Origin of the sequence: Gallintestinimicrobium propionicum (assembly GCF_025567525.1) — a bacterium.
Lineage (GTDB): Bacteria > Bacillota > Clostridia > Lachnospirales > Lachnospiraceae > Gallintestinimicrobium > Gallintestinimicrobium propionicum.
The window spans coordinates 22,340-44,382 of record NZ_JAOQJY010000021.1; the positions used below are offsets into that span (position 1 = coordinate 22,340).

Sequence of the window (22,043 nt, forward strand, 5' to 3'; positions counted from 1 at the left end):
AAACGAAGTTTCCTATACGATAAAAGAACTGCCGGAAATCGTTTCCCGGCAGTTCCCGTTTTTCTTATGAAGTTTTCACCTGAAGTCTTTGCAAAGACTGGGCAGCGCTTATCCTGTCCTCACACTACTCTGAAATCCGCCCTCAGCGGCAGATCCCCGGCATTCGCCCCCGCGAGCACTGTGAAGTCGCCCGGTTCCACCACCCAGTGATAGGAAGCGTCCAACAGGCGCAGCTCATCAAATCCGAGCGTAAAGTGCAGCGTCTTTGTCTCTCCTGCTTCCAGCTCCACGCGCTGAAATCCTTTCAGCTCCATAATCGGGCGTACCACGGATGTATAATGGTCATCGACATAAATCTGCGCCACCGTTGCTCCGGCACGGCTGCCTGTGTTCGTTACGTCTAACAGTACCTCCAGCGATTCGTCCCCATGAATTTCGGAAGCGGACAGCCTCAGATTCTCAAAGGAAAATGTCGTGTAGGACAGCCCATAGCCGAAGGGATACAGCGGGTTCCAGTCCATCTCAACGTATTTTCGCCCGCCTGCAGGTTTACGGGAATAGTGGCACGGAATCTGGCCTGCACTGCGCGGATAGCTCATTGTCAGATGTCCGGATGGATTCACATCCCCGAACAGAACCTGTGCCGTTGCCAGTCCACCCTTTTCCCCGTTAAAGCCTGCTTGTAGAATCGCAGGGATATGCTCCTGCTCCCAGGTACAGGAAACCGGACGTCCCGTATTCATGACCAGCACCACCGGGGTACCCGTTTCATACACTGCTTTCAGAAAATCCAGCTGCTTTCCGGGCAGGTTAAGCGTCGTCCGGTCAAAATTTTCTCCGGAGGTTTCTGTCGAATCCCCAAGTGCCACGATCGCCAGATCGCTTTCTTTTGCGAACCGGATCGCACGGTCGATGGTTTCTTCTCCGTGGTCGTAGCCGAAAATCACCCGCACGCCTCTCGCATCATTTCTAAATTCCACACGCACATCATATTTTCTGCCGCTCTCAAAGAAAAACGGAACCATCTGGCTTGCTTCCTTATCTTCTCCCCAGCCATCAATAACAAGTTCTCCGTCAATATACAGCCGCATACTGTCCGGACTGGATAACCCGATCCTTCCTTCAAAGCTCTTCGGGCTGCACATCGTTGCCGTCCAGCGGACGCAGAACTGTCTGGAATCTACTTTATCATCCGGAGCATGGTAGATCCAGTTGAAGTTGATCTGCGAATCGAGTCTCGTCAGAACCGGTTCTCCCGAAAAATCTGCACCGTTGAAATACTCCGCTGTAAAACCGTAATCGATCTCCGTGATACCCACCGCCGGACGCGGCTTTGCATTGAACCACCATCGCTCCAGCGGCTTGATCTCTGCACCCAGAATATTGCAGCCCTTGTCGTAGACAATTTCCGGATGTGAGGCATTGGCAGCTGTCTCTACATTCTCCGCCGGAACGCCCAGCACCTCCCGGATCCCCTCCAGCAGTGTTACTGCATGGTAATCCGGCTCCATACAATAATCGCCCATAACCGGAAGATTTGCGTTGGGTCCAAGCACCGCTATTTTCCGAATGCTCCTGGACAGCGGCAGCATATTATTTTCATTTTTTAACAGGACAACTGTTTTCTGTGCGATTTCCAATGCCTTGTCCTGATGCTCCTTGCAGTGTACCACCTTAGATTCCAGCGTCTCATCCACATAAGGATTTTCAAACAGTCCGAGCATGTCCTTCACACGCAGCACCCGGGCAGTCGAGGTATCCAGCTCCTCCATCGTAATGCTGCCATCTGCAAGCATTTCTTTCATCAGTCTCCGATATTCTTCGTGAGAATAATCCGCAAACTGCACGTCAACGCCGGCTTTGACCGCCTTTTGCAGTGCCTCCTTCGGCGTTGCTGCACTGTGATGCGCCGTATGCTGCATGATGATCGCCGTCATATCAGAGCGTACAAAGCCTGGCATTTTATAGGTTCCCCGCAGCACGTCTGTCAGAATTTCATGATCCGATACAACCGGAAAACCATCGATCGAATTGTACGAGCACATCGTATCCGTTGCACCCGCCTTTACAAATGCTTCCTCAAAGACCGGCATGCAATAGGAAAATACATCATGCCGTCCCATTGTAGTCGGTGCGCAGTTTAATCCGCCGATCGGATTTCCGTAGCCGGTATAATGCTTCAGTTCTGACGCTACTGTATGGTCGGTTGCAAGATCCTCTCCCTGCAATCCCCGCACAACCGCGGCACCAAGCTTCGAGGAAAGATAGGTATCTTCTCCGTAGGTTTCCTCCGTCCGCCCCCATCTTGGGTCGCGGGCAAGATCCAGCACCGGAGCCAGCACCTCATGTATATTTTTCGCGCGGGTCTCTGCCGCAACCATCCGCCCCATATCCTCACACAGTGCCGGTTCAAAAGCACCGGCAAGAGTCAGCTGCTGTGGAAAGATCGTTGCGTCACGGCGATGCAGCCCATGCAGGGCCTCCTCATGGAACAAAAACGGAATTCCCAGACGTGTTTGTTCTTTTGCATATTTCTGCAGTGCATTATAAACTCTTGCATCTGCCCGCCGTTTTTCCAGTTTTTCCAGGCATTCCCTGCGCATCGGTTCTTCGATTTTTTCCCAATCGATCCCCATAATATTCGGATCCAGCTCATCCAGCTTTTCTTCCACTGTCATCTCTGACAATAGCTCTTTGATATGTCTCTCTATCGCTTCTTTGCTTTTCATCTGCATCTTCCTCCAGACTGCAGTCCGTTATACAACAAAAAGAGCCTTTGAAGGCGTTCTTATCCTAAGAACATTTTCAAAGGCCTTTTGTTCCACATGCTCTTTTCATAGGCTCATTCTCCGTTTTCTTTTATGATGACCGGGCACATTTTCAAATCAATTTTTCCGTCTTCTATCCGAATCTCCTTTCCATTCACCATATTTGTGTAAGTTCCGTCCTGTATCCCTGCCTCTACCTGTCCGCATTTCCCTTCAAAGCTGAATATTCCCAAAAGCCTGCCCTTTCCCTGTATCTCCTTATGCTCGCCGATGGCTGCGCCCAAACCTTCATCAGCCGATAAACGGTAACTGCTCTTCGCAACAACCGGAAGCTTTTTTATCTGATAGAGCTGCCTCAACATATCTGAAATGTCACGGCTTCCATCCAAATTTATAACGTCCTTGTTGAACAGATCCGGCCTGGTTTCATTTTGGTTCTCCTGCCCGGCGTAAAGAAGCGTAGCCCCTTTCTGAAAATAAAGAAATGCCGTCCAGTTACGGAGCGCCGATTCCTTCGGGATGATTTCTTTGGCCCTGTCCTGATCATGATTTTCCAGGTATCTCATCTTTACATAATTGGCAGGGTAAATGTATTCCTGCATATTGACTGCTTCCACATACCTTCCCAGCGTACCTTCCCCATTCAGGTACTGCCTGAAATATTTAAAAATATCATAATCATAACACATATCGAAGGCTTGAAATATCTCCGAATCGGACAGGTTCGTCATTCCCTTTGCCCGCATGTCCACAATAAATTCCGGTTCTACAGATTCGCTGAGCCAGATACATTCCGGATTGACCCTTGCCACTTCTTCCCGGGCTTTCAGCCAGAACGCAAGGGAAACAAGCGGCGCAACATCACAGCGGAAGCCGTCTACGATGCCGGCCCACATTTTCAGCGTATCAATCTGGTAGTCCCATAATTCCTTATTCCCATAATCCAGGTCGACAATATCTCCCCAGTCCCCCACCCGGTTTCCCATCTCCCCTTCCGGTGTCTTGTAAAAGTATTCGGGATGGTTTTTGGCGAGCCACGAATCCGGTGATGTGTGATTGTACACAATATCCAGCATCACCCTCATTCCCCTTGTACGGATTCCCTCCACCAGATGCTTAAAGTCATCCATTGTACCCAGTTCCGGATTCACTTTCCTGTAATCGGCAATGGCATAGGGTGAGCCAAGGATGCCTTTCCGCTTTTCCTGCCCTATGGGGTAGATTGGCAGAAACCAGATGATATCTACCCCCAATCCCTTTATCCTGTCCAAATCCTTTTCTACTTCCAGGAAAGTACCTTCCTCACTGTAATTTCTCACATATATGGAATAAATAACCTGATTCCTTAAGTCTGTTTTCGTACAATACGCCACAGTATTTCCCTTCCTTTCTTAATCTGCCATACTTACATCCCATTTGCTCCATACGCCCAAAGTAATACGCTGACAACTTCATAAACTTCCCGGCCTAAATCCAGCGCTGACAGTTCCTGTATGATCAATGGATTTTTCCCATACTTTTCTACCAGCCTGTAAATCTGTTCCTTCTGTGTAAAGGAAATCTGCACCTCTTTCAGGAAGTCAAATATCTCCTGCCTGTAGTCCGTCTCTGAGACCTGCGGCGGCTCTTTCCAGTCAATAGTGAGCAAGGCGGTTATGGCTGCATTGTAGCCAATATGCTCTGGACGAACGCGGCCATCTGCTATCTGCGGTATCTGATGGGGGACAGAGCGCACTAGTGTCCGGCTCAACACCATCCCAGCCAACGTGGCAACATCCACCAAACGACAGTCCTACGTCGCCCCGGTCTGGAGAGGACTGGAACACAACATCCCCATCGCCACCGGCAAGCCGATGATGATGGGGATGAAAAGCACTGTCTTCATCACACCGTAGATGGCAGCCGCCGGATCAACGTCCCCCGCACATCCAGACTGTTCCCTTCGCATCTTCTGGCAAAAAGGATTTCCCCCTGGCCCTGTATCTCAATCGGCTCGCTGCCACAGTTCAGCAACACTTCTATCCATTTTCCATCCAGATTCAGCTTTCTGTATTCCACACATCGCTTCTGGGAATACTTATGCGGAAAGTCAAAGTACAGGCTTCTGCAGGCATCTTCCTGTATACGCATACGGATTAGCGATTTCATTAATTCGATTTTTTTCTGATTTTCGGCAGAATCAATCTCGTCCCAGGGCATGCATCTGCGGCAGTCCGGATCATGGGCGCCCTCTAAGGCAATTTCCGTCCCATAATAAATACAAGGACTGCCCGGCATGGTGAACAAAATTGCAAGTTGTTGGTAAAAGATATCCAAATCCTGGCATCGGTTCATAAGCCTTTCCGTATCGTGGGAATCCAACAAGTTGAAAATCACATTATTATTCTGCTGCATGTACATGGTATAGCAGCGGTTCACCATATACTCAAATTCATCCTTCTCTGCTGCCTGATCCAGGAAAAAATCCTGGATCCCGCTGGTCAGCGGATAGTTCATCACCGAATCGTATTCATCTCCCCCCAGCCACTGACTGGCATCATGCCAGATTTCGCCCAGCAGATAGAGATCCGGCTTCACGCTCTTCAATTGTCTCCTGAGCTCCTTCAGGAAACGGTGGGACACCTCATTTCCCACGTCGAACCGGATGCCGTCGATGTCGAATTCCCTGATCCATCTCTTACAGACCTGGCAGAAATATCGGATTACTTCCGGATTGTTGGTATTCAGCTTCGGCATCCTGTCCGTAAAGGCAAAGGAATAGAATCTCCCGTCCCTGGTATCCCCATGCCTCTCAAAGGCATCCCAGTCCTGTATCATGAACCAGTCGGCATAGGGGGATCCGCTCTTTTTCTCCACCACGTCCGCCCATGGGCCAAAGCTCCTGCCGCAGTGGTTGAAGACGGCATCCACCATGATGCGGATTCCATGGGCATGGGCTTCCTTTACCAGCCGGGCAAACTCCTCATTGGTGCCAAACTGCGGGTCGATCTTCGTGTAATCCCTTGTATCGTATTTGTGGGTGGACTCCGCTTCCATAATAGGGTTCAGGTAAATACCCGATATCCCCAGGTCATGTAAATAGGGAAGCTTCTTTCGGATCCCTTCCAAGTTTCCGCCGAACCTCTCTGCGTTGGAGACAGGCCCCGTGCGCCATTTTTCGATATCCGCGCCGTTTTTCTCAGGTGTCCCGTTGCAGAACCGATCCGGGAAGATCTGGTACCATACCGTATCGTTTACCCAGTCAGGCGTACTGTTCACATCGGCAGGGTTCATCCAGGGCATGACGAAGCATTGCAGCATCCTGCCCTCCATTCCAATCTGCTCTTCGCTAAGGAATCCGTTCTCGAAATAATACCATGTCTCCTCCTCCGTATGAAGCTCAAAATAATACTTGCACCGCTTGAACCTGGGTGTCAATGTGGTAGTCCACCACAGATGATGCCTCAGATGCTTCTTGAAACAAATCTCTTCTTTTTTTCCTGCCCACTGCTCTTTTCCGCCCAGGATTCCCGCTTCAAAGGGATCGCCATAATAGATAAAGACACGTTTCACATCATATCCTGTTTTTAGATTCACAATCAGTTCATCCTCATTTAAGGGATAACACATCTGTTCCGATGCTTTATGATATACGCCTGTAAAATCCATTCTTTTATTAAAACACCTCCTGTTTTTCTCTACTCTTTGACAGATCCCACCACAATGCCTGACACGAAATATTTCTGCATAAAGGGATAAATCATCAGAAGCGGAATGGTAGATACCACAATCTTTGCCGAGTTCAGCGTCCTACTGGAAATGCGCGCAAGCTGCTCCAGTTTGTCAGGATCGGTCACCTCCGTAATATCCACGTTCAGCTGCTGAATATATGTCTGCAAGGGATAGTTCGCCGTATCGGTAATGTAGACCAAAGCTGAGAAATAGTCGTTCCAGTGCCCCACTATGGTAAACAGCGTGACTGCTGCCAGAGTGGGCTTTACCACCGGCAGGAATACTTTCAGCAAAATCACCCACTGGGACCCCCCATCAATCATGGCGGCCTCCTCCAATGATTTGGGCACTCCCCGGAAGGCGTTCATCAGCAGAATCACATTCCCCAGCGGCACGGCTCCCGGCAATATCAGCGCCCAGATCGTATTGGTCAGCTTCAGTGAATTCACCACCATAAAGGTGGGAATCAGGCCGCCGGAAAACAGCATGGCGAACAGGATTAAGGACATATATACCTTCTGTCCGGTGAAGAACTTGGGGCTCTTGGACAGCGGATAGGCTGTCAGCACAAGCAGCGTTATATTGACAGACAATCCCAGGACCACTCTTAAGACAGAGATGCCAAAGGAACGCCAGAACTGCTTATCTCCCATGATTTCCTGATAGGAACTTATATTGAAGCCAATCGGGAATATATTCACCAGGTTGGCTGACACTGCGGCGTTGTCGCTCAGGGATATGGCGACTATATTCATCAGGGGCATCAGGCAGGACAGTGCCAGCGCTCCCACTATGATCCATATGATGATATCGGCGACAATGCCACCAAAGGTTCTCTTTTCAATCATTCCGCCCCTCCTAAAAGATCCTGTAATCTGTCACTTTTTGCGCGATTTTGTTGGCTGACAGCATCAAAATGATTCCCACGATCGAGCGCAACAGCCCCACTGCGGTACCAAGGCTGTACTGCCTTTCCACCAGGCCTACCCGGTACACCCAGGTATCGATGATGTCCGCCGTCTCCATGACCAGAGGGTTGTACAGGTTGAATATCTGGTCAAAGCCGGCGTTCAGCACATTGGGAAGGTTCATGATGGTCACCAGCATTATCGTAGGCAGGATTCCGGGCAAAGTGATATGCCATACCCGCTTGAACCGGTTGGCGCCATCGATGGCTGCCGCTTCATACAATCCCGGGTCGATTCCCGATAAGGCCGCCAGGTAAATGATGGCCCCATATCCGAAGCCCTTCCAGACATCCGTCACGATCAGGACAGAGCGGAACCATTTATTGCTGGCCATGAACAGAATCGGTTCGATCCCCAGCATTTCAAGGACTGCATTGATCGGCCCCTCGTAGGAAAAGATATTGACCACAACCGTCGCCAGAATGACCCAGGAAAGGAAGTTGGGCAGATACACGATGGTCTGGATGCTTCTCTTCATGAACTTGTTCTTGATTTCATTCAGCAGCAGCGCGAAAACAATCGTCACGAAGGTGCTCAGGATGATCTTTCCCACCGCAATCGTGATGGTATTGATGAAAATCTGCTTGCTGTCCGGCATCTGGAACATGAATATAAAGTTGTCCATGCCTACCCAGGGGGATTTCGCGATCCCCCTGGCAGGCATGTAGTTTTGGAATGCCATGATGATTCCAAACATTGGTGTAAACGAGAATATTGCCAGCAAGATCATACCCGGGAGCATCATAAGATGCAAAGCCATTTGGTCTTTTTTGCGCTTCATGCCTGATCGCTCCTTCCTATTGTTTGATAGCCTGGTTCACTTCCTCAGTAATCTGTTCACCGCCTGTCTTGTTCCACTCTGTCACGAATTCGTCAAAGTAGTCCACGGGCTTCTCGCCTGTTATTATCTTTAACAGCATTTCCTGCTCCATCTTGTCCAGGGTGGGCCACTTCAATGGCATGGACTTAGTGCTCCCAAAGAACACAGGGGTCACTTTATTGACTTCCGTCTCGGCCACAAGGCTCGCGGCTGTCATGGAATTGTAGGAAGCCCATCCGGCTGATGTGGATTCTTCCCCATTGGCAAGGCTGTCCAGATATTTCTTGCTGTTCACGTATGTACCCATGTCATGACGGTTCAACGGACTGGTATCTCCGCTCTCCAGCGCATCCACCACCTTCTTGCTGCTCCTGGGGAAGGCATCATAATAGTCAATGTTCATGGCAAGTACGGTTCCGCCCGCGTTCAGCTCGCTGTAATCTGCCAGCTCCTTATAGGCCTCGTCATCCTTTTCCTCATAACGGGAATAATCGAACTGCATGTTTGCCAGCTTCACAATCAGCTCCGGATGTTCGAAGCCCTTTCTCACCACCACATAACCGCTGTTGGGATTGCCCGTGAACATGGTCACTTTCCCATCAGCACCCACAGGGCAGATGTAAGGCTCCCACCTTGCCTCTTTGTTCAAAGTCATGCTGTCAGCCACTTCCCATGCACCCCACCAGTTGCCGAAAAAGGCGCCGCTCTTCCCGCTGTTGAGAAGACCCTTTCTGTCATCGCCGGTCCTGGTGACGAACTGTTTGTCAATCAACCCCTCATTGTACATCTTGGAAAGCTGTTCAAGGGCACCTTTCATTTCAGGCTGCACGGAGCCGTAGATGGCATTGCCGCTTCCGTCATCAATCCACTGCTTCGGAAATGCCCCATACAGGGTGAAGATATTGTTGAGCATATAGCTTCCGCCGGAATCGCCTGCTATCTCCGGATCGATTACAAGGCCCACTGTCTTGCCCTCGCCGTTCCCGCCGGGATCCTGTACCAGGAACTGCTCCAGGATATTATAGATGTCCTCCATGGTCTTGGGCTCTTCCAGGCCGCATTTGTCCATCCAGTCTTTTCTCAGCCACAGGATCCCAGGCCCGTGGGAGATTTCCGTGGTAGGCAGTCCCATCAGCTTTCCGTCGAACATGGCTGTCTTCAGGCACACGCCGTCATAGGAATCATAGATCTCCTTGATTTTGTCGCTGGCGCAGTTTTCATAGACCTCTGTCAGGTCCGCAATCAGGTCGTTCTCATACAACTGCTTTAATGTATCGTAATCTCCCACCCCCATGATATCCGGTATCTCGCCGCTGACGATGGCCATGGACACCTTCTGCTCATAGTCATCCCCGTCATTCGCCTCGAACAGGTCCGTGTTCTGTACGTTCAGCTTCTCCTTCAGATATCTGGTCCATGCATTGTTTTCATCGTCATCGCCCTCATATTTCGTCCCATCCAGCACGTCAAAATTCGTTACCTCCTTCCCCAGGGTGTAGTTCACTGTTTCCGGATATTTCCCATAGGGCGTGGTCATGGCTTCCTTCCATGCAGGATCCTCCTGATTCACGCTGACTGTGCTTTCGCCCTCGTCCTTGCCGCACCCTGCGAAGGACCCCAGCACCATTGCGCTTATCAGGCACATTGCCAGTACTTTTTTGATTTTCATAAATTTTTCTCCTCCATCAAACATAGTAAAACTGTTTATCAACTGTCATTTGAATTTATTTTATCAAAAGCATATCCTTAAGTAAAGTTTAGAACCTTTTGTTCATGACAATAGAATGATCGCAGAGCGTGCATTCTATTGTTTGTACTTAAATCATCATATTTCTGAAATACCGGATTGTGTAATCAACGCCTCTGTCGGAAAGCTCACCATGCCAGTATGCAGATTCCGGCTCGATGCTCAGGCCGCCGTCATACCCCAAGCCGTACAGAATACCCATAAAGGAGGTCCAATCGGTCTGATCCATGCCTGCGGGCGGGTTGTCATATACCTTGCCTTCGATTTTTACAGCGCCCTTTAAGTGCACATGTATAAATCTCTTGCCCCAGTCTCTTGTCTCCTGCAGATAATCGCCGCCTGCATTGATGCAATGGGAGGTATCATACTTGATATACAGGTCTTTTAAATAACCATGAATGATCTTATATGCTTCCGCATTGCACACAAAGTTATTCCAGCGGCAGTTGTAGGTTGCAATTTTTATATTCTTTTCTTTGCCGTATGCGATGAGCTTTTCAAAATATGCAATGGCAAAGGAGCAGTTTTCATAATAAGAAAGGCTGTCTACATAGTTGCAGCCGGTGATATAAATGCCAGTGCCAAGCTCTGCTGCCGCATCGATCAGGCTGTATTCTATTGCAAGCTCTTCCTCACGGATGCCGTTTTCATCGATTCTGGCACTTCCCCAACGTCCGATGGCCGCTACCGGAAGATCGTACTTTTTGCTATATTCCTTTGTCTGCTCCAATGCATCCAAAAATTCCTTCACTCTGTCATTAACATCCAGCTCTACGAAGGACAGTCCTTTTGCTTTTACCCGCTGAAAATCCTCTTCACGGATCCAGCTAATCATCCCCAATGTCATATCCAGTTCTCCTTTTTATTCAGGAATCCACCAGTCAGACCTTCTAATACAGCCTGGTAATTCCTTTTCCCCAAAAATCCTGCCCGACCGTCTTGCAACCGGGCAGGATCTACATTTTTATTCATGACAATAGAATGCTTGCAGAGCGTGCATTCTATTATTCATGACAATAGAATGTTCGCGGAGCGTGCATTCTATTGTTTACTTCCAGAATCAGTCAAAGTAAATGGTCTTGCCAGTCTTTGCAGATTCATAAATTGCTTCCAGCAGCTGTGTAACAACCAGAGCCTGCTCCGGTTCTACAGTCAGAGGAGTGCCCTTGGTTACTGCATTGTAGAAAACTTCTGCTTCGATATCTGCGGGTTTTTCTTCTGTGCCATCGTAGAAAGCAACACCGCCTGCACCTAAGTCGGGTTTTTCTACACACTGACGTCCGTGATGTACGCGGTTGATGCGAAGGCCATCCTTCATATCAGCGCCTGCTTTGGTACCGCACAGGCTGGTCTTTGCTTCATCTACATCCAACGAATTTAATGCCCAGGAAGCTTCCAGAACGATGGTCGCGCCATTCTTCATCTTGATGAAGCCGAATGCAGAATCTTCTACAGTGAACTTCTTAGGATCCCAGTCTCCCCAAGCATTGCCGGTCTGAGTCTGGTCTGCCAGCTTACGGTAGGTAGAACCGGTTACGCTTGCGGGCTCGTAGTTGTTCATCATCCACAGTGTCAGGTCAAGTGCATGAGTACCGATATCGATCAGGGGACCGCCGCCCTGCTTTTCTTCATCAATAAATACGCCCCAGGTCGGAACGGCTCTTCTGCGAATCGCATGAGCCTTTGCATAGTAAATCTCACCCAGCTCGTCTGCTTCGCAGGCACTCTTTAAATACTGGGAATCTGCACGATAACGGTTCTGGTAGCCGATGGTCAGGATCTTACCTGTCTCTTTTGCGGTTTTTACCATTTCCTTTGCCTCTGCATAGGTCTTTGCCATAGGCTTTTCACACATAACGTGCTTGCCGGCTTTCATTGCTGCAATGCTGACCGGTGCATGTGCGTTATTGGGAGTCAGAACGTAGACAACGTCCACATCCTCTTTCACCAGCTCTGTATAATCGGTATAAACTCTTGCGTCGGGTGTGCCGTATTCTTCTTTTGCTTTCTCCGCCCGCTCTTTGATCAGGTCACAAAATGCAACCAGCTCGATCTTTCCGTTTTTCTTGATTGCGGGAAAATGCTTTCCGTTTGCAATTCCGCCGCAGCCTACTACGCCTGCTTTAATAATTTTTGTCATGTCAGACTCCTTTCCAAGTTCTTTTAAATAATTAAGGCTTTTTTTCATATCTCCCATGGGTGTCCCGTAGGGATGATCATCCTGTTCAATAACCAGCCACTGTGCACCGCACTCTTTTGCGGTCTTTACCAGAGTCGGAAAATCCTGTTCTCCTTCGCCCAGTGCCAGCAGATCTACGCCATCTGCTTTGCGCCGAAAATCCTTTACATGTACCAGCGGGCAGCGTCCGCTGTATTTTTTCAACCATTCGCTGGGATCCGGTCCGCCAACCTTGATCCAGCAGGTGTCCGGCTCTGCACCCAGCACATCCGCAGGAACCTCTGCATACAGCTGATCCAGCGCATAGGTACCGTCCGGTGTCTTTGCAAATTCAAAATCGTGATTGTGATACAGAAGCGTCATGCCGTGTTTTTTACAGCCCTCTGAAATCACCGGGATTCCCTTTATTGTTTCCTCATATAAAGCTGCTCCAAATCTGCGGTCTTCCCCCAGCCAGGGAATTACGATATAGCGGCAGCCGATGGTTTCATAGTCCTGCAGAGTCTTTTCCAAATCTCCAGCCAGCTCGTCATAGGAAACATGTGCACTGATCGCAGTCAGTCCTGCCGCTTTTATGCTGTCACGGATCTCTTCTGCACTTTTTCCATATAATCCTGCCAGTTCTACACCGTCGTAGCCCATCTCACCCAGCTTTTTCATTGTGCCGGCAAAATCACGCTCCGCCTCTTCCCTTACCGAATAAACCTGTACTGCAATCGGTAATGTTTTGCTCATGGATCCCTCTCCTTCTATCTATGCTGTCGGAACGCCCATTTTGCAGGCACTCCGACTGTTCCCCTGTTTTCAGGCTTCGAATTTGATAACCTGTTTCTTTTCTGCAGATTCGAAAATTGCTTCCATCAGGCGCATAACTCTTGCAACCTCATCCAGCTTGATCCTGCTCTCTGCTTTTCCTTCGATCACTGCCATTACATTGCGGTAGAAATCGCGGATGTCACTATCTGCCCAAGGCAGATCCTCTGTGCGGATGGTATCCTCTCTTCTCGGAGCCATGGTCTTTGTCAGGCCTGCTGCCGTGATGACCGGAACAACATCACCTTCATTGACGCCGGTTGCACATACCATCTTGCCGTCTCTGCCGAAATCCTGGATGACAGCCGTTCCGTCAGCGCCTAATACATACCAGCGAGGCAGGGATACAAAGTTGCTCGTGCCAACCTCAACCAGCACATGCACTCCGTTTTCAAACCCGAGGTCTGCAGAAAAGCCGTCGTCAACCAGCTGGTTGGTTACGTTGGTCAGAGTTGCATAAACAGTGTTTAACTTCACACCGGGATATAATAACAGCGCCTGATCCAGAAGATGTACGCCCCAGTCAAGCACCATGCCGCCGCCATGCTCTTTTTCCTGTCTCCAGTCACCGGGGATACCTCTGGAACCGTGTACTCTGGATTCAATTCTGAAAATCTCGCCCAGCTTGCCTTCTGCCATGATATTCTTTACCGTCAGGAAATCTTCATCCCAACGACGATTCTGATGTACGGTAAAGAATTTGCCGGTCTTTTCCGCAGCCGCGCGCATTTCTGCAAGATCCGCAGAGCAAAGAGTTACAGGCTTCTCGGAAACGGCGTTCTTGCCAGCTTCCATGGCACGAATGACAACACCTTTATGAACATCATTCGGAGTTGCTACCAGTACGATATCAACAGTCGGATCTGCCATCAGATCTTCTTCGCTTTTATATACATGGATGCCCTTGCCTTCTGCATAGGTTCTGCGTTCTTCCTTAATATCCCAGATACCTGCAACTTCCAGGTCGTCAATTCTCTGAATCAAATCATAATGCCAGCCTGCCATTCCGCCAAAGCCGACCATCGCAAGTCTATGTTTCATGTCTTTTCCTCTTTTCTGTTCTGTCGCAGCAGGACGCTTCTGCGTCCCTGCCTATATGCCGAGTTGCAAAAGCAACTCGGTAAAACCATCCGGAACTGTTTTCGCAAACACGCCGGGTTACGCAGTAACTCGCCGGAACTTCCGACGGAAGTTCCATGTTATGCCCAATACATATTTCCTCTGTCCTCAAAGATCAGGGAATTCTTCAGGCATCCGATTGCCTTTAACAGTCCTTCCTTACCAGACATCAGGCTGTCTTCATGCTCGATGCTGATCGCATAGTCATAACCTGCAAGACGAAGTTCGGAAGCGATCGCTTTCCAGTAATCTTCGCCATGACCGTAACCAACAGAGCGGAAGATCCAGGAACGGGTCAGTTCTTCGCTGTAATGCTGAGTATCCAGTACGCCGTTTACTGCAGTGTTGATTGCATCCACTTTGGTGTCTTTTGCATGGAAATGGAAAATCGCATTTGCCTTGCCAAGCTCTCTGATTACTGCGATCAAATCCATTCCCTGCCAGATTAGGTGGCTGGGATCCAGGTTCGCGCCGATTTCCGGACCAACTGCCTCACGCAGCTTTAACAGGCTTCTTGTATTGTATACGCAGAAGCCGGGATGCAGCTCCAGTGCGATTTTATGTACGTTATGCGCTTTTGCAAAAGCAACCTTTTCTTTCCAGTAAGGAATCAGAACATCGTTCCACTGATATTCCAGAATCTCGGAAAAATCATCCGGCCAAGGACAGGTAACCCAGTTGGGTGTCTTGTCCTCCGGAGATCCGCCAGGGCAACCGGAAAACGTATTTACAACCGGAACACCAAGCTTTTCTGCCAACAGGATCGCATTGGTCAGATCCTCATCGAATTTCTTTGCAATCGCTTTATCAGGATGTACTGCATTCCCGTGTGCACTCAGTGCACTGATCTCCAAGCCATATTTGTGAATTGTGTCTAAAAACTCTTTCTGCTTATTTTCATCCGCCAGAAGCTCTGCCGCGTTGCAGTGCGCCGTTCCAGGGAAGCCGCCGCAACCGATCTCCACCATCTGTACGCCCTGTTCAGACAAAAATTTACATGCCGCATCCAGGGACATATCGCCCAAGGCAACCGTCAATACTCCTAATTTCATGTGCATTTTCCTCCTTTAGCATTGATCAGATTCGTCATTTTGTATTCATTTCCAACAATCACTGTTTTTATTTTGTTTCTATGCTACACATTTTAATGAATAAAACGAAAGAAAGATAGACCTCCTTTGCTACTCTCTCATACGATTCTGCTATTTCTTCTTTTCTTTTTCCGATTTTACATCCACTGGATCTTCTTTTTTTATGGATCCGATTTCGAAGGTTTTGATTCCTTCACTTCTACCCGGACGCTTTGCACTCTTGCCCTCGGATTCCCGCACCGCTTCCATCGGTGTACATTGATAATACCGCCGGAACAATCTTCCGAAATGATTGTAATCCGAAAATCCGACCGCATCCGCAACCTCTGCCGCAGAATAATTTCCGCTTTTTAACAGATGCATGGCTTTCTTTAGACGCACCTCATTCATATACTGCAGCGGCGCCATCCCCATACTCTCCCGAAACAGATGGTTAAACCTGTCTTCGCTGACATGGATCAGTTCAGCCAGCTGTGCATTTGATATGCTGTCCGTATAATTTTCCTCAATATAATGGACAACCGTGTTCAGGCGCTCCAGATTTTTCCGACGCTTTAAGCTCTCTTTATCCGTCAGCATCTGTTCTGCGTAGCGGCGCACCAGATAAGCGATCAGCTGCAGCAATGCTCCCTTACAGGCAAGCTTCCAGCCAAGGCTTCTTTCATTCTGTTCCTGATAGATCAGGCTCATGAGCTCCTGTATCTTTGTATCTGCACAGATCATTGGCTGAAACAAAATATTTTTTTCCGCTACCTGCGCAGACAGCTCGTCCAGCTCAAAAATAACAACCAGCACCTCTACCGGGGTTCCGTTGCAAAAACCGGCATGCAGGACATTGCTGTTAATGACAGCAAGATCGCCTTGTCGAAAGGTATACCTGGTCTGATTGAGCAAAATATCCGTCTCCCCATGTACAACGTAATGCAGCTCAATGTGCTCATGCCAGTGTGTGTGGAAATACTGGCATTTGTCCTGAACCCGGTTCATAAATACTTCGATTGGAAACTCTTTATCGCTGATAATTTTCTGTTCATAAAATTGCAGCTGCTGCGATGACATTGAAATTCTCCTTTTTGTACTTTCTCCCACTCTGTACTCATGCTACAATATATCGATGATACTGATATCCGTCGGTCAAACTACACACTCGTTTAAAAATCTTTACAGAAATGGAGAACCTATGAATCCACTTTGTAAACCCTCTGGCAAAACAGCTTGCCAACCGCTCCTGATCGGCTCCCATGTGGGCATGAGCGGAACATCTATGATGGACGGTTCCGTCCAGGAAGCGCTTTCCTACGGAGCCAATACCTTTATGCTTTATACCGGCGCGCCGCAGAACACACGACGTAAACCGGTGGATGAGCTCTGCATCCCACAGGCAAAGGAACGGATGCGCCAGAACAATATTACCCGCTTCGTCGTCCACGCCCCTTATATCATCAATCTCGCCAATACCGTAAAACCGGAGGTCTTTTCCCTCGCGGTTGAATTTCTCGCAAAGGAAATCGAGCGGACAGAAGCGATGGGCAGCGACGTGCTCATCCTGCATCCCGGTTCCCACGTCGGCGCTGGAACGGACGCTGGAATCCATCAGATCATCGAAGGCTTAAACGAAGTGCTTTCCCAGCCTTCTCCGGTCCGCATCGCACTGGAAACAATGGCAGGCAAAGGCTCCGAAATCGGCAAACGCTTTGAAGAACTGGCTGCAATCTATGACGGTGTCCGTTTTCCTGACCGGCTGCGCGTCTGCTTCGACACCTGCCACGTCCACGACGCAGGATATGATCTCACAGCAAATCCTGATCTCGTCCTGGACGAGTTTGACAAAACCCTCGGCAAGGATCAGATCGCAGTTTTCCATATCAACGACAGCAAGAACGAAAAGGGAGCCGCCAAAGACCGACATGCCAATCTCGGTGTCGGTCAGATCGGGTTTGCACCGCTGTACCATATCGTCCATCATCCTGATTTTTTGACTATCCCCAAAATCCTCGAAACGCCCTGGTATCCTGACCCGCAGAATCCAAAAAAGCTGCTGCCGCCATACCGCCGGGAAATCGCGTGGCTGCGCGCCGGACGGATAGACGCATAGTCCTATAACCAGTCGTTCCAGAACTTCTCCACCCGGCTTCCGATGCTCTCTCCCCGGACGACCTCAAACTGCTCCCACTCCCGTGGAAACAGCCTGCGGTAGCCCGGCGTCAGGAACCGGTCGTCCAAAAGCGCCACGATTCCGACATCATCCGCTGTCCGGATAACCCTGCCTGCCGCCTGAAGCACTTTGTTCATGCCAGGGTACCGGTAGGCATAGTCAAAACCATTTTCTCCGTTTTCTTCGAAATATCCCCGAATAATCTCCCGTTCCGTGCAGACCTGCGGCAGTCCGGTTCCTACAATCAGCGCGCCGATCAGGCTGTCCTCCTTTAAATCGATCCCCTCGGAAAAAATCCCACCCAGCACGCAAAAGCCAACCAGACTGCTTTCTTCCTCCACTTCGATTTCCATATGGATAATATCGGACAGGTTCATTCCGGGATTTCCCTCAAAGCGCTGCAAAAACGCCTCCCTCTCAGCCTCATCCATATGCTCGGTCTGTACCAGGCACTCTGTATCGTCTTTTACCGCATAACACCTCAGATAACGCTCATACACCTGCTGCAAAAAGACGTGTGATGGAAAAAAAACCATATAATTTCCATGCCGCTGCGACACGGTTTGATGAATGTAATTCGCGATTTTATCGTATTCCCGGTCGGAACGCCTCGTATAACGGCTGGTCACATCCTCCGCCAGAAACAGCCCCTTTTTCTCCGGCGAAAAAACGGACTTCGCGTAGACCTCATAATCCTCTGCCTCTCCGCCCAGAAGCTTTTTATAATACTGGATCGGAAGCAGAGTCGCGGAAAACAACACACTGCTGACGGAACGCTGCAGACACTCCTTGAGGTTCGTCGACGGGTCAACATTGAACAGTCGCAACAAAAAGCGTCCATCTTCATCCAGCTTTGTATACACAACATATTTCTGATCCAGCAGCTCATAAATCTGCAGAAAATGACTGATTTCAAAATAAAAGTCCAGAATCTCCCGCCGAACCGGGCTGTCATCGTGATTTTCGAGATAGTCTTCCATACAGGGCGACAACCGCAAAAGTGCCTGTACGAACGCATCTATCTCCACCACGATACACCAGTCCCCGCATTCGCGTTTCAGGAAAAGCAGCTCACGATTGCACTTATCCAAAAGCTTCTCCATGCGAGGAGAAAATGCCTTCACAGTCTTTTTCAAGGTCAAGAAATCTTCTTTATATAACTGAGCGCTGTACATTTCCCGACCACGCTCCAAAAGATTATGCGCTTCATCAATCAGAAACAGATACTGCTCTCTGCCTGCACCTTCTCCGAAAAAGCGCCGCAGATAGACATGCGGATCAAAGACATAATTGTAATCGCACAAAATACCATCGGAAAACAGGCTCATATCCAGCCCCAGCTCAAAGGGGCAAACCTTATATTTCTGAGCACAGGCCTCGATTTCTTCCCGGCTGTAATGCTCCTTTGTCGTCATCAATTCAAAAATCGCATCGTTGATCCGGTCAAAATGTCCCTTTGCATAAGGACAGGAGTCCGGATTGCATTCCGATTCTTCCATAAAGCAGATTTTATCCCGTGCCGTCAGCACCACCGTCTTAAAATGTAATCCGCGCTCCCGCAAAAGGTCGAACGTACGATCCGCGACTGTCCGGGCAATCGTCTTCGCTGTCAAATAAAAAATCCGATCCGCCTTTCCTTCCCCGACTGCCTTGACTGCCGGAAACACCGTCGAAATCGTCTTACCCGCCCCGGTCGGTGCTTCGATAAACAGTTTTCTGCTGTGGCAGATCGTATGATAAACATGCGTGACCAGCTCTTTTTGTCCCTCCCGGTACGGGAACGGAAAAGACAGGCTGTGAATGGAATCCTGACGAAGTTTCTTCCAGGCAATGTCTGCATCTGACCACTTCCGATATTCCTGCAGCAAACTGTCAAACCATTCTTCCAGGTCTGACATCTCATACACAAACTTGAAATAGCGGATTTCTTCTGTCTCTATGTTGCAGTAGGTCATACTGACCTCCATCCGCTCTTTTCCATGCTCCTGCCCATACATCCAGGCATAGCATTTTGCCTGGGCCAAATGCACCGGATTCGGCTCCTTCATCCGGGACAAATCCCGATACGTCCCCTTGATCTCGTCAACTGCAACGGGATCGGAATCGATAATCCCATCTGCCCTGCCCTCTACGACAAGATCATATTCCCCGCAGTCTCTGCGGTAACGCAGCATAACCTCTGCATGGTAACTGGAACCCATCTTTTTCTGGATCATGCGGTGAATTCGGCTTCCCTCCGCCATAGCGTCGTCCGGGGCAGATTTTTTGCGATTGTCAATATCCCCTGTGCGAAGCAAAAACTCCACCAGTCCTCTTACTGAAACCTTGATCTCCACGACACTGTATCCTCCACATGCTTTTGCCTTATTTTTTCTGAAATTCCGTCATGTGCATCCGATACTTTAACGGCACCAGCTGTTGCTGCAAGGGTTGATTTTGCCGCTCAAGGATTGAAAGGGACCGACAAAAGCTCTGAAACAGCACTTCGATCTCCTGTTCGTTCTCATCCTTCTGCTGTCCGGCCTGCTGCAGTGTATCCAACTCCTGCTTTGAAAGCTTTGCCAAAAACCACGCCTTTCCTGCCGGATGGATTCCTGCTGCTGCCCTGCGTTCATCCAGAATCACAAAATTCTCCAACGGGAAACGGTCTGCAAAATGCGGCATAACAAACGCAAGAACGTCTGCATCCGGCGCAATCTCCCCATATAAAATTCCGCCGGTGATCTCCTGAAACCGAAGAAACTGAAGCACTCTTTCCCGCACCCTGTGTACACTCCGGCTCAGTGCAAACACCCGATGGATACATGGCTCTGCAAGTGCCTGTAAAAGCGGTCCCCGGATCCGACCGGACAGACCAGCTGCAACCGTCTCATAAACTGCCTGACTCTTGTCGGCTTCCTCTGACGCCAGCGCATAGCTGATCGCTTCCCACGCCTGCTCTCCGAAACGTCTCCGCAGGGTTCGTGCTACCTTCGCCGCGCACTCTGCATCCGGCATTACCTCCCGGTACTGGGCAAACAGACATAAATCCGACGCACCTGTTTGAATTTTAACACGTTTGCCGCAAAGCTTCCATTCATAAATCCGATAAATTGCAGTAAGTATCCCTTCGACCGAGTTCTCGCATATCAGAATCAGCTCTTCCATTTCGTTTTCCCCCACATCAGATTCGGTCAGACCATCATCTCCTTCCCCATACAGGGCTTTTCGGCTCGCAGCGCTTCTCTCCCCGGTTCTCGGTTTCACCCCGCTGCACCCCTCCAGGCGCTTTCCGGCTGTACCAGCTGCTTCCCATCGTAGCCGAAGTTCCGATCATCAAATAAAGACAGCTGCTGATACGTTACACCATCCTTGTCGAACGGGAGATTTTCCCGGATGCCGAGAAGCTGCCGCGTAATAAAGTTTTCCTCAATTCGAAGTGGATACATCTGTCTGCCGTTGCAAGTGATAAAATAAATCGCACGCTTCAAAACGACACCAATCTTTTTCAGATGCTGATACTCCAGACGGCTGCTTCTGCGCGCCTGAACAATCCTGCGGGCACTTTTGACACCGATCCCGGGCACGCGCAAAAGCTCTTCATAGGAAGCGCAGTTGACCTCCACAGGGAACTGTTCCAGATGCCGCAGCGCCCAGTCTGCCTTCGGGTCTAAAAACAGATTAAAGTCCGGATTCTTCTCGCTTAAAAGCTCTCCTGCCTCAAAGCCGTAAAAACGAAGCAGCCAATCTGCCTGATACAGCCGGTGTTCCCGCAGAAGCGGCGGACCTCCCTGCAGCGCCGGGAGGTCTTTATCCTCATTGACTTTTACAAATGCGGAATAGAATACTCGTTTTAAATCGAATTTGCGATACAGGCTCTCTGCCACAGACAAAATTTCATAATCATGCTCCGGTGTCGCGCCGATAATCATCTGCGTAGACTGTCCAGCCGGAACAAATTCCGGGGCGTGCCGGTAAAGCGCCACCTCCTGTTTGCTCACAGAAATCCCGTTCTGAATCTGCCGCATCGGTGTCAGGATCGTCTTGCGGTGCTTGTTCGGTGCAAGGCGCGATAAGCCCTCCGCCGTCGGGAGCTCCAGATTGATACTCATGCGGTCCGCCAAAAATCCCGTCAGCCGGATCAGCTCCGGATCCGCCCCCGGAATCGCTTTGACATGGATATAGCCCTGGAAATGATACTGCGTGCGCAGTTTATAAATCGTCTGATACAAAAGCCCCATCGTCACATTCGGATTCTGTATAATCCCGGAGCTTAGGAAAAGTCCTTCGATATAATTACGGCGATAAAACTCGATCGTCAGGCGACAGACTTCATCCGGCGTAAACGACGCCCGCGGCACGTCGTTGGAACGCCGGTTCTGACAGTATTTGCAATCATAAATACATTCGTTGGTAAACAGAATCTTCAGCAGGCTGATGCATCTGCCATCCGCTGAAAAGCTGTGACAGATTCCCGCGTTTACCGTGTTGCCGATCCCTTTTCCATCACCCCGGCGATTGCTCCCACTGCTCGTACAGGCAACGTCATATTTCGCCGCATCGCTCAGAATATTCAGCTTCTCCATCAGGGACATTTCCTGCATGATCCTCATCCTGTACTCCATTCCGCAGACAGAGGTTCCTGAATTTTGTTTGATTTGCTCGAACGTTTGTTCTGTCTGTGGTTTTATGA

At 49.5% G+C, this 22,043-nt stretch carries 16 protein-coding genes; 1 reads left to right on the forward strand and 15 read right to left on the reverse strand.

Annotation, left to right across the window (positions count from 1 at the left end; translation table 11 throughout):
- Window positions 1–119 precede the first annotated feature (119 nt).
- The 12 genes from OCV62_RS14095 to OCV62_RS14155 form a co-directional block, all read right to left on the reverse strand.
- A complete protein-coding gene (locus tag OCV62_RS14095) occupies window positions 120–2,729 on the reverse strand; it encodes a glycoside hydrolase family 3 C-terminal domain-containing protein (RefSeq protein ID WP_262587421.1) in 2,610 nt (869 codons plus the stop codon).
- Window positions 2,730–2,842: 113 nt separating this feature from the next.
- Window positions 2,843–4,141 (reverse strand): alpha-amylase family glycosyl hydrolase, encoded by a 1,299-nt coding sequence (locus OCV62_RS14100; protein ID WP_021914014.1) that lies wholly within the window; start codon window positions 4,139–4,141, stop codon window positions 2,843–2,845.
- A gap of 32 nt (window positions 4,142–4,173) precedes the next feature.
- Window positions 4,174–4,533, reverse strand: coding sequence for a hypothetical protein (locus OCV62_RS14105; RefSeq protein WP_147342717.1), 360 nt, complete (start codon window positions 4,531–4,533; stop codon window positions 4,174–4,176).
- A 119-nt stretch (window positions 4,534–4,652) separates the two neighbouring features.
- On the reverse strand, window positions 4,653–6,416 hold the full coding sequence (locus tag OCV62_RS14110; protein ID WP_021914016.1) for a glycoside hydrolase family 13 protein: 1,764 nt from the start codon (window positions 6,414–6,416) through the stop codon (window positions 4,653–4,655).
- 29 nt (window positions 6,417–6,445) lie between these two features.
- The gene (locus OCV62_RS14115; RefSeq protein WP_021914017.1) at window positions 6,446–7,327 is read right to left on the reverse strand and encodes a carbohydrate ABC transporter permease; all 882 of its coding nucleotides are present in this window, start codon (window positions 7,325–7,327) and stop codon (window positions 6,446–6,448) included.
- 10 nt (window positions 7,328–7,337) lie between these two features.
- On the reverse strand, window positions 7,338–8,228 hold the full coding sequence (locus OCV62_RS14120; RefSeq protein WP_021914018.1) for an ABC transporter permease: 891 nt from the start codon (window positions 8,226–8,228) through the stop codon (window positions 7,338–7,340).
- A 16-nt stretch (window positions 8,229–8,244) separates the two neighbouring features.
- Window positions 8,245–9,936: an extracellular solute-binding protein gene (locus tag OCV62_RS14125; protein WP_262587424.1), complete on the reverse strand. Its 1,692-nt coding sequence runs from the start codon at window positions 9,934–9,936 to the stop codon at window positions 8,245–8,247.
- A 148-nt stretch (window positions 9,937–10,084) separates the two neighbouring features.
- Entirely contained in the window at window positions 10,085–10,861 is a 777-nt protein-coding gene (locus OCV62_RS14130; RefSeq protein WP_021914020.1) for a sugar phosphate isomerase/epimerase family protein, read from the reverse strand.
- Between the two features lie 213 nt (window positions 10,862–11,074).
- Window positions 11,075–12,928 carry a Gfo/Idh/MocA family oxidoreductase gene (locus OCV62_RS18335; RefSeq protein ID WP_330667400.1) on the reverse strand — a complete coding sequence of 618 codons (1,854 nt, stop codon included), beginning with the start codon at window positions 12,926–12,928 and terminating at the stop codon, window positions 11,075–11,077.
- A 69-nt stretch (window positions 12,929–12,997) separates the two neighbouring features.
- The gene (locus OCV62_RS14145; RefSeq protein ID WP_262587426.1) at window positions 12,998–14,047 is read right to left on the reverse strand and encodes a Gfo/Idh/MocA family protein; all 1,050 of its coding nucleotides are present in this window, start codon (window positions 14,045–14,047) and stop codon (window positions 12,998–13,000) included.
- 158 nt (window positions 14,048–14,205) lie between these two features.
- The gene (locus OCV62_RS14150) at window positions 14,206–15,177 is read right to left on the reverse strand and encodes a sugar phosphate isomerase/epimerase family protein (RefSeq protein ID WP_021914023.1); all 972 of its coding nucleotides are present in this window, start codon (window positions 15,175–15,177) and stop codon (window positions 14,206–14,208) included.
- 150 nt (window positions 15,178–15,327) lie between these two features.
- Window positions 15,328–16,275, reverse strand: coding sequence for an AraC family transcriptional regulator (locus OCV62_RS14155; RefSeq protein ID WP_262587430.1), 948 nt, complete (start codon window positions 16,273–16,275; stop codon window positions 15,328–15,330).
- Window positions 16,276–16,396: 121 nt separating this feature from the next.
- On the opposite strand from OCV62_RS14155, the gene OCV62_RS14160 reads away from it, so the two are divergent.
- Window positions 16,397–17,311 (forward strand): deoxyribonuclease IV, encoded by a 915-nt coding sequence (locus OCV62_RS14160; protein ID WP_262587432.1) that lies wholly within the window; start codon window positions 16,397–16,399, stop codon window positions 17,309–17,311.
- A gap of 2 nt (window positions 17,312–17,313) precedes the next feature.
- On the opposite strand, the gene OCV62_RS14165 is transcribed toward OCV62_RS14160, so the two are convergent.
- The 3 genes from OCV62_RS14165 to OCV62_RS14175 are packed head-to-tail and all read right to left on the reverse strand — an operon-like array spanning window position 17,314 to window position 21,963.
- Window positions 17,314–19,707, reverse strand: coding sequence for an ATP-dependent DNA helicase (locus OCV62_RS14165; protein ID WP_262587434.1), 2,394 nt, complete (start codon window positions 19,705–19,707; stop codon window positions 17,314–17,316).
- 28 nt (window positions 19,708–19,735) lie between these two features.
- Window positions 19,736–20,617: a TIGR03915 family putative DNA repair protein gene (locus OCV62_RS14170; RefSeq protein WP_262587436.1), complete on the reverse strand. Its 882-nt coding sequence runs from the start codon at window positions 20,615–20,617 to the stop codon at window positions 19,736–19,738.
- Window positions 20,614–21,963, reverse strand: coding sequence for a putative DNA modification/repair radical SAM protein (locus OCV62_RS14175; protein ID WP_262587438.1), 1,350 nt, complete (start codon window positions 21,961–21,963; stop codon window positions 20,614–20,616). The genes OCV62_RS14170 and OCV62_RS14175 overlap by 4 nt, the downstream gene beginning before the upstream one ends.
- Window positions 21,964–22,043: the final 80 nt, after the last annotated feature.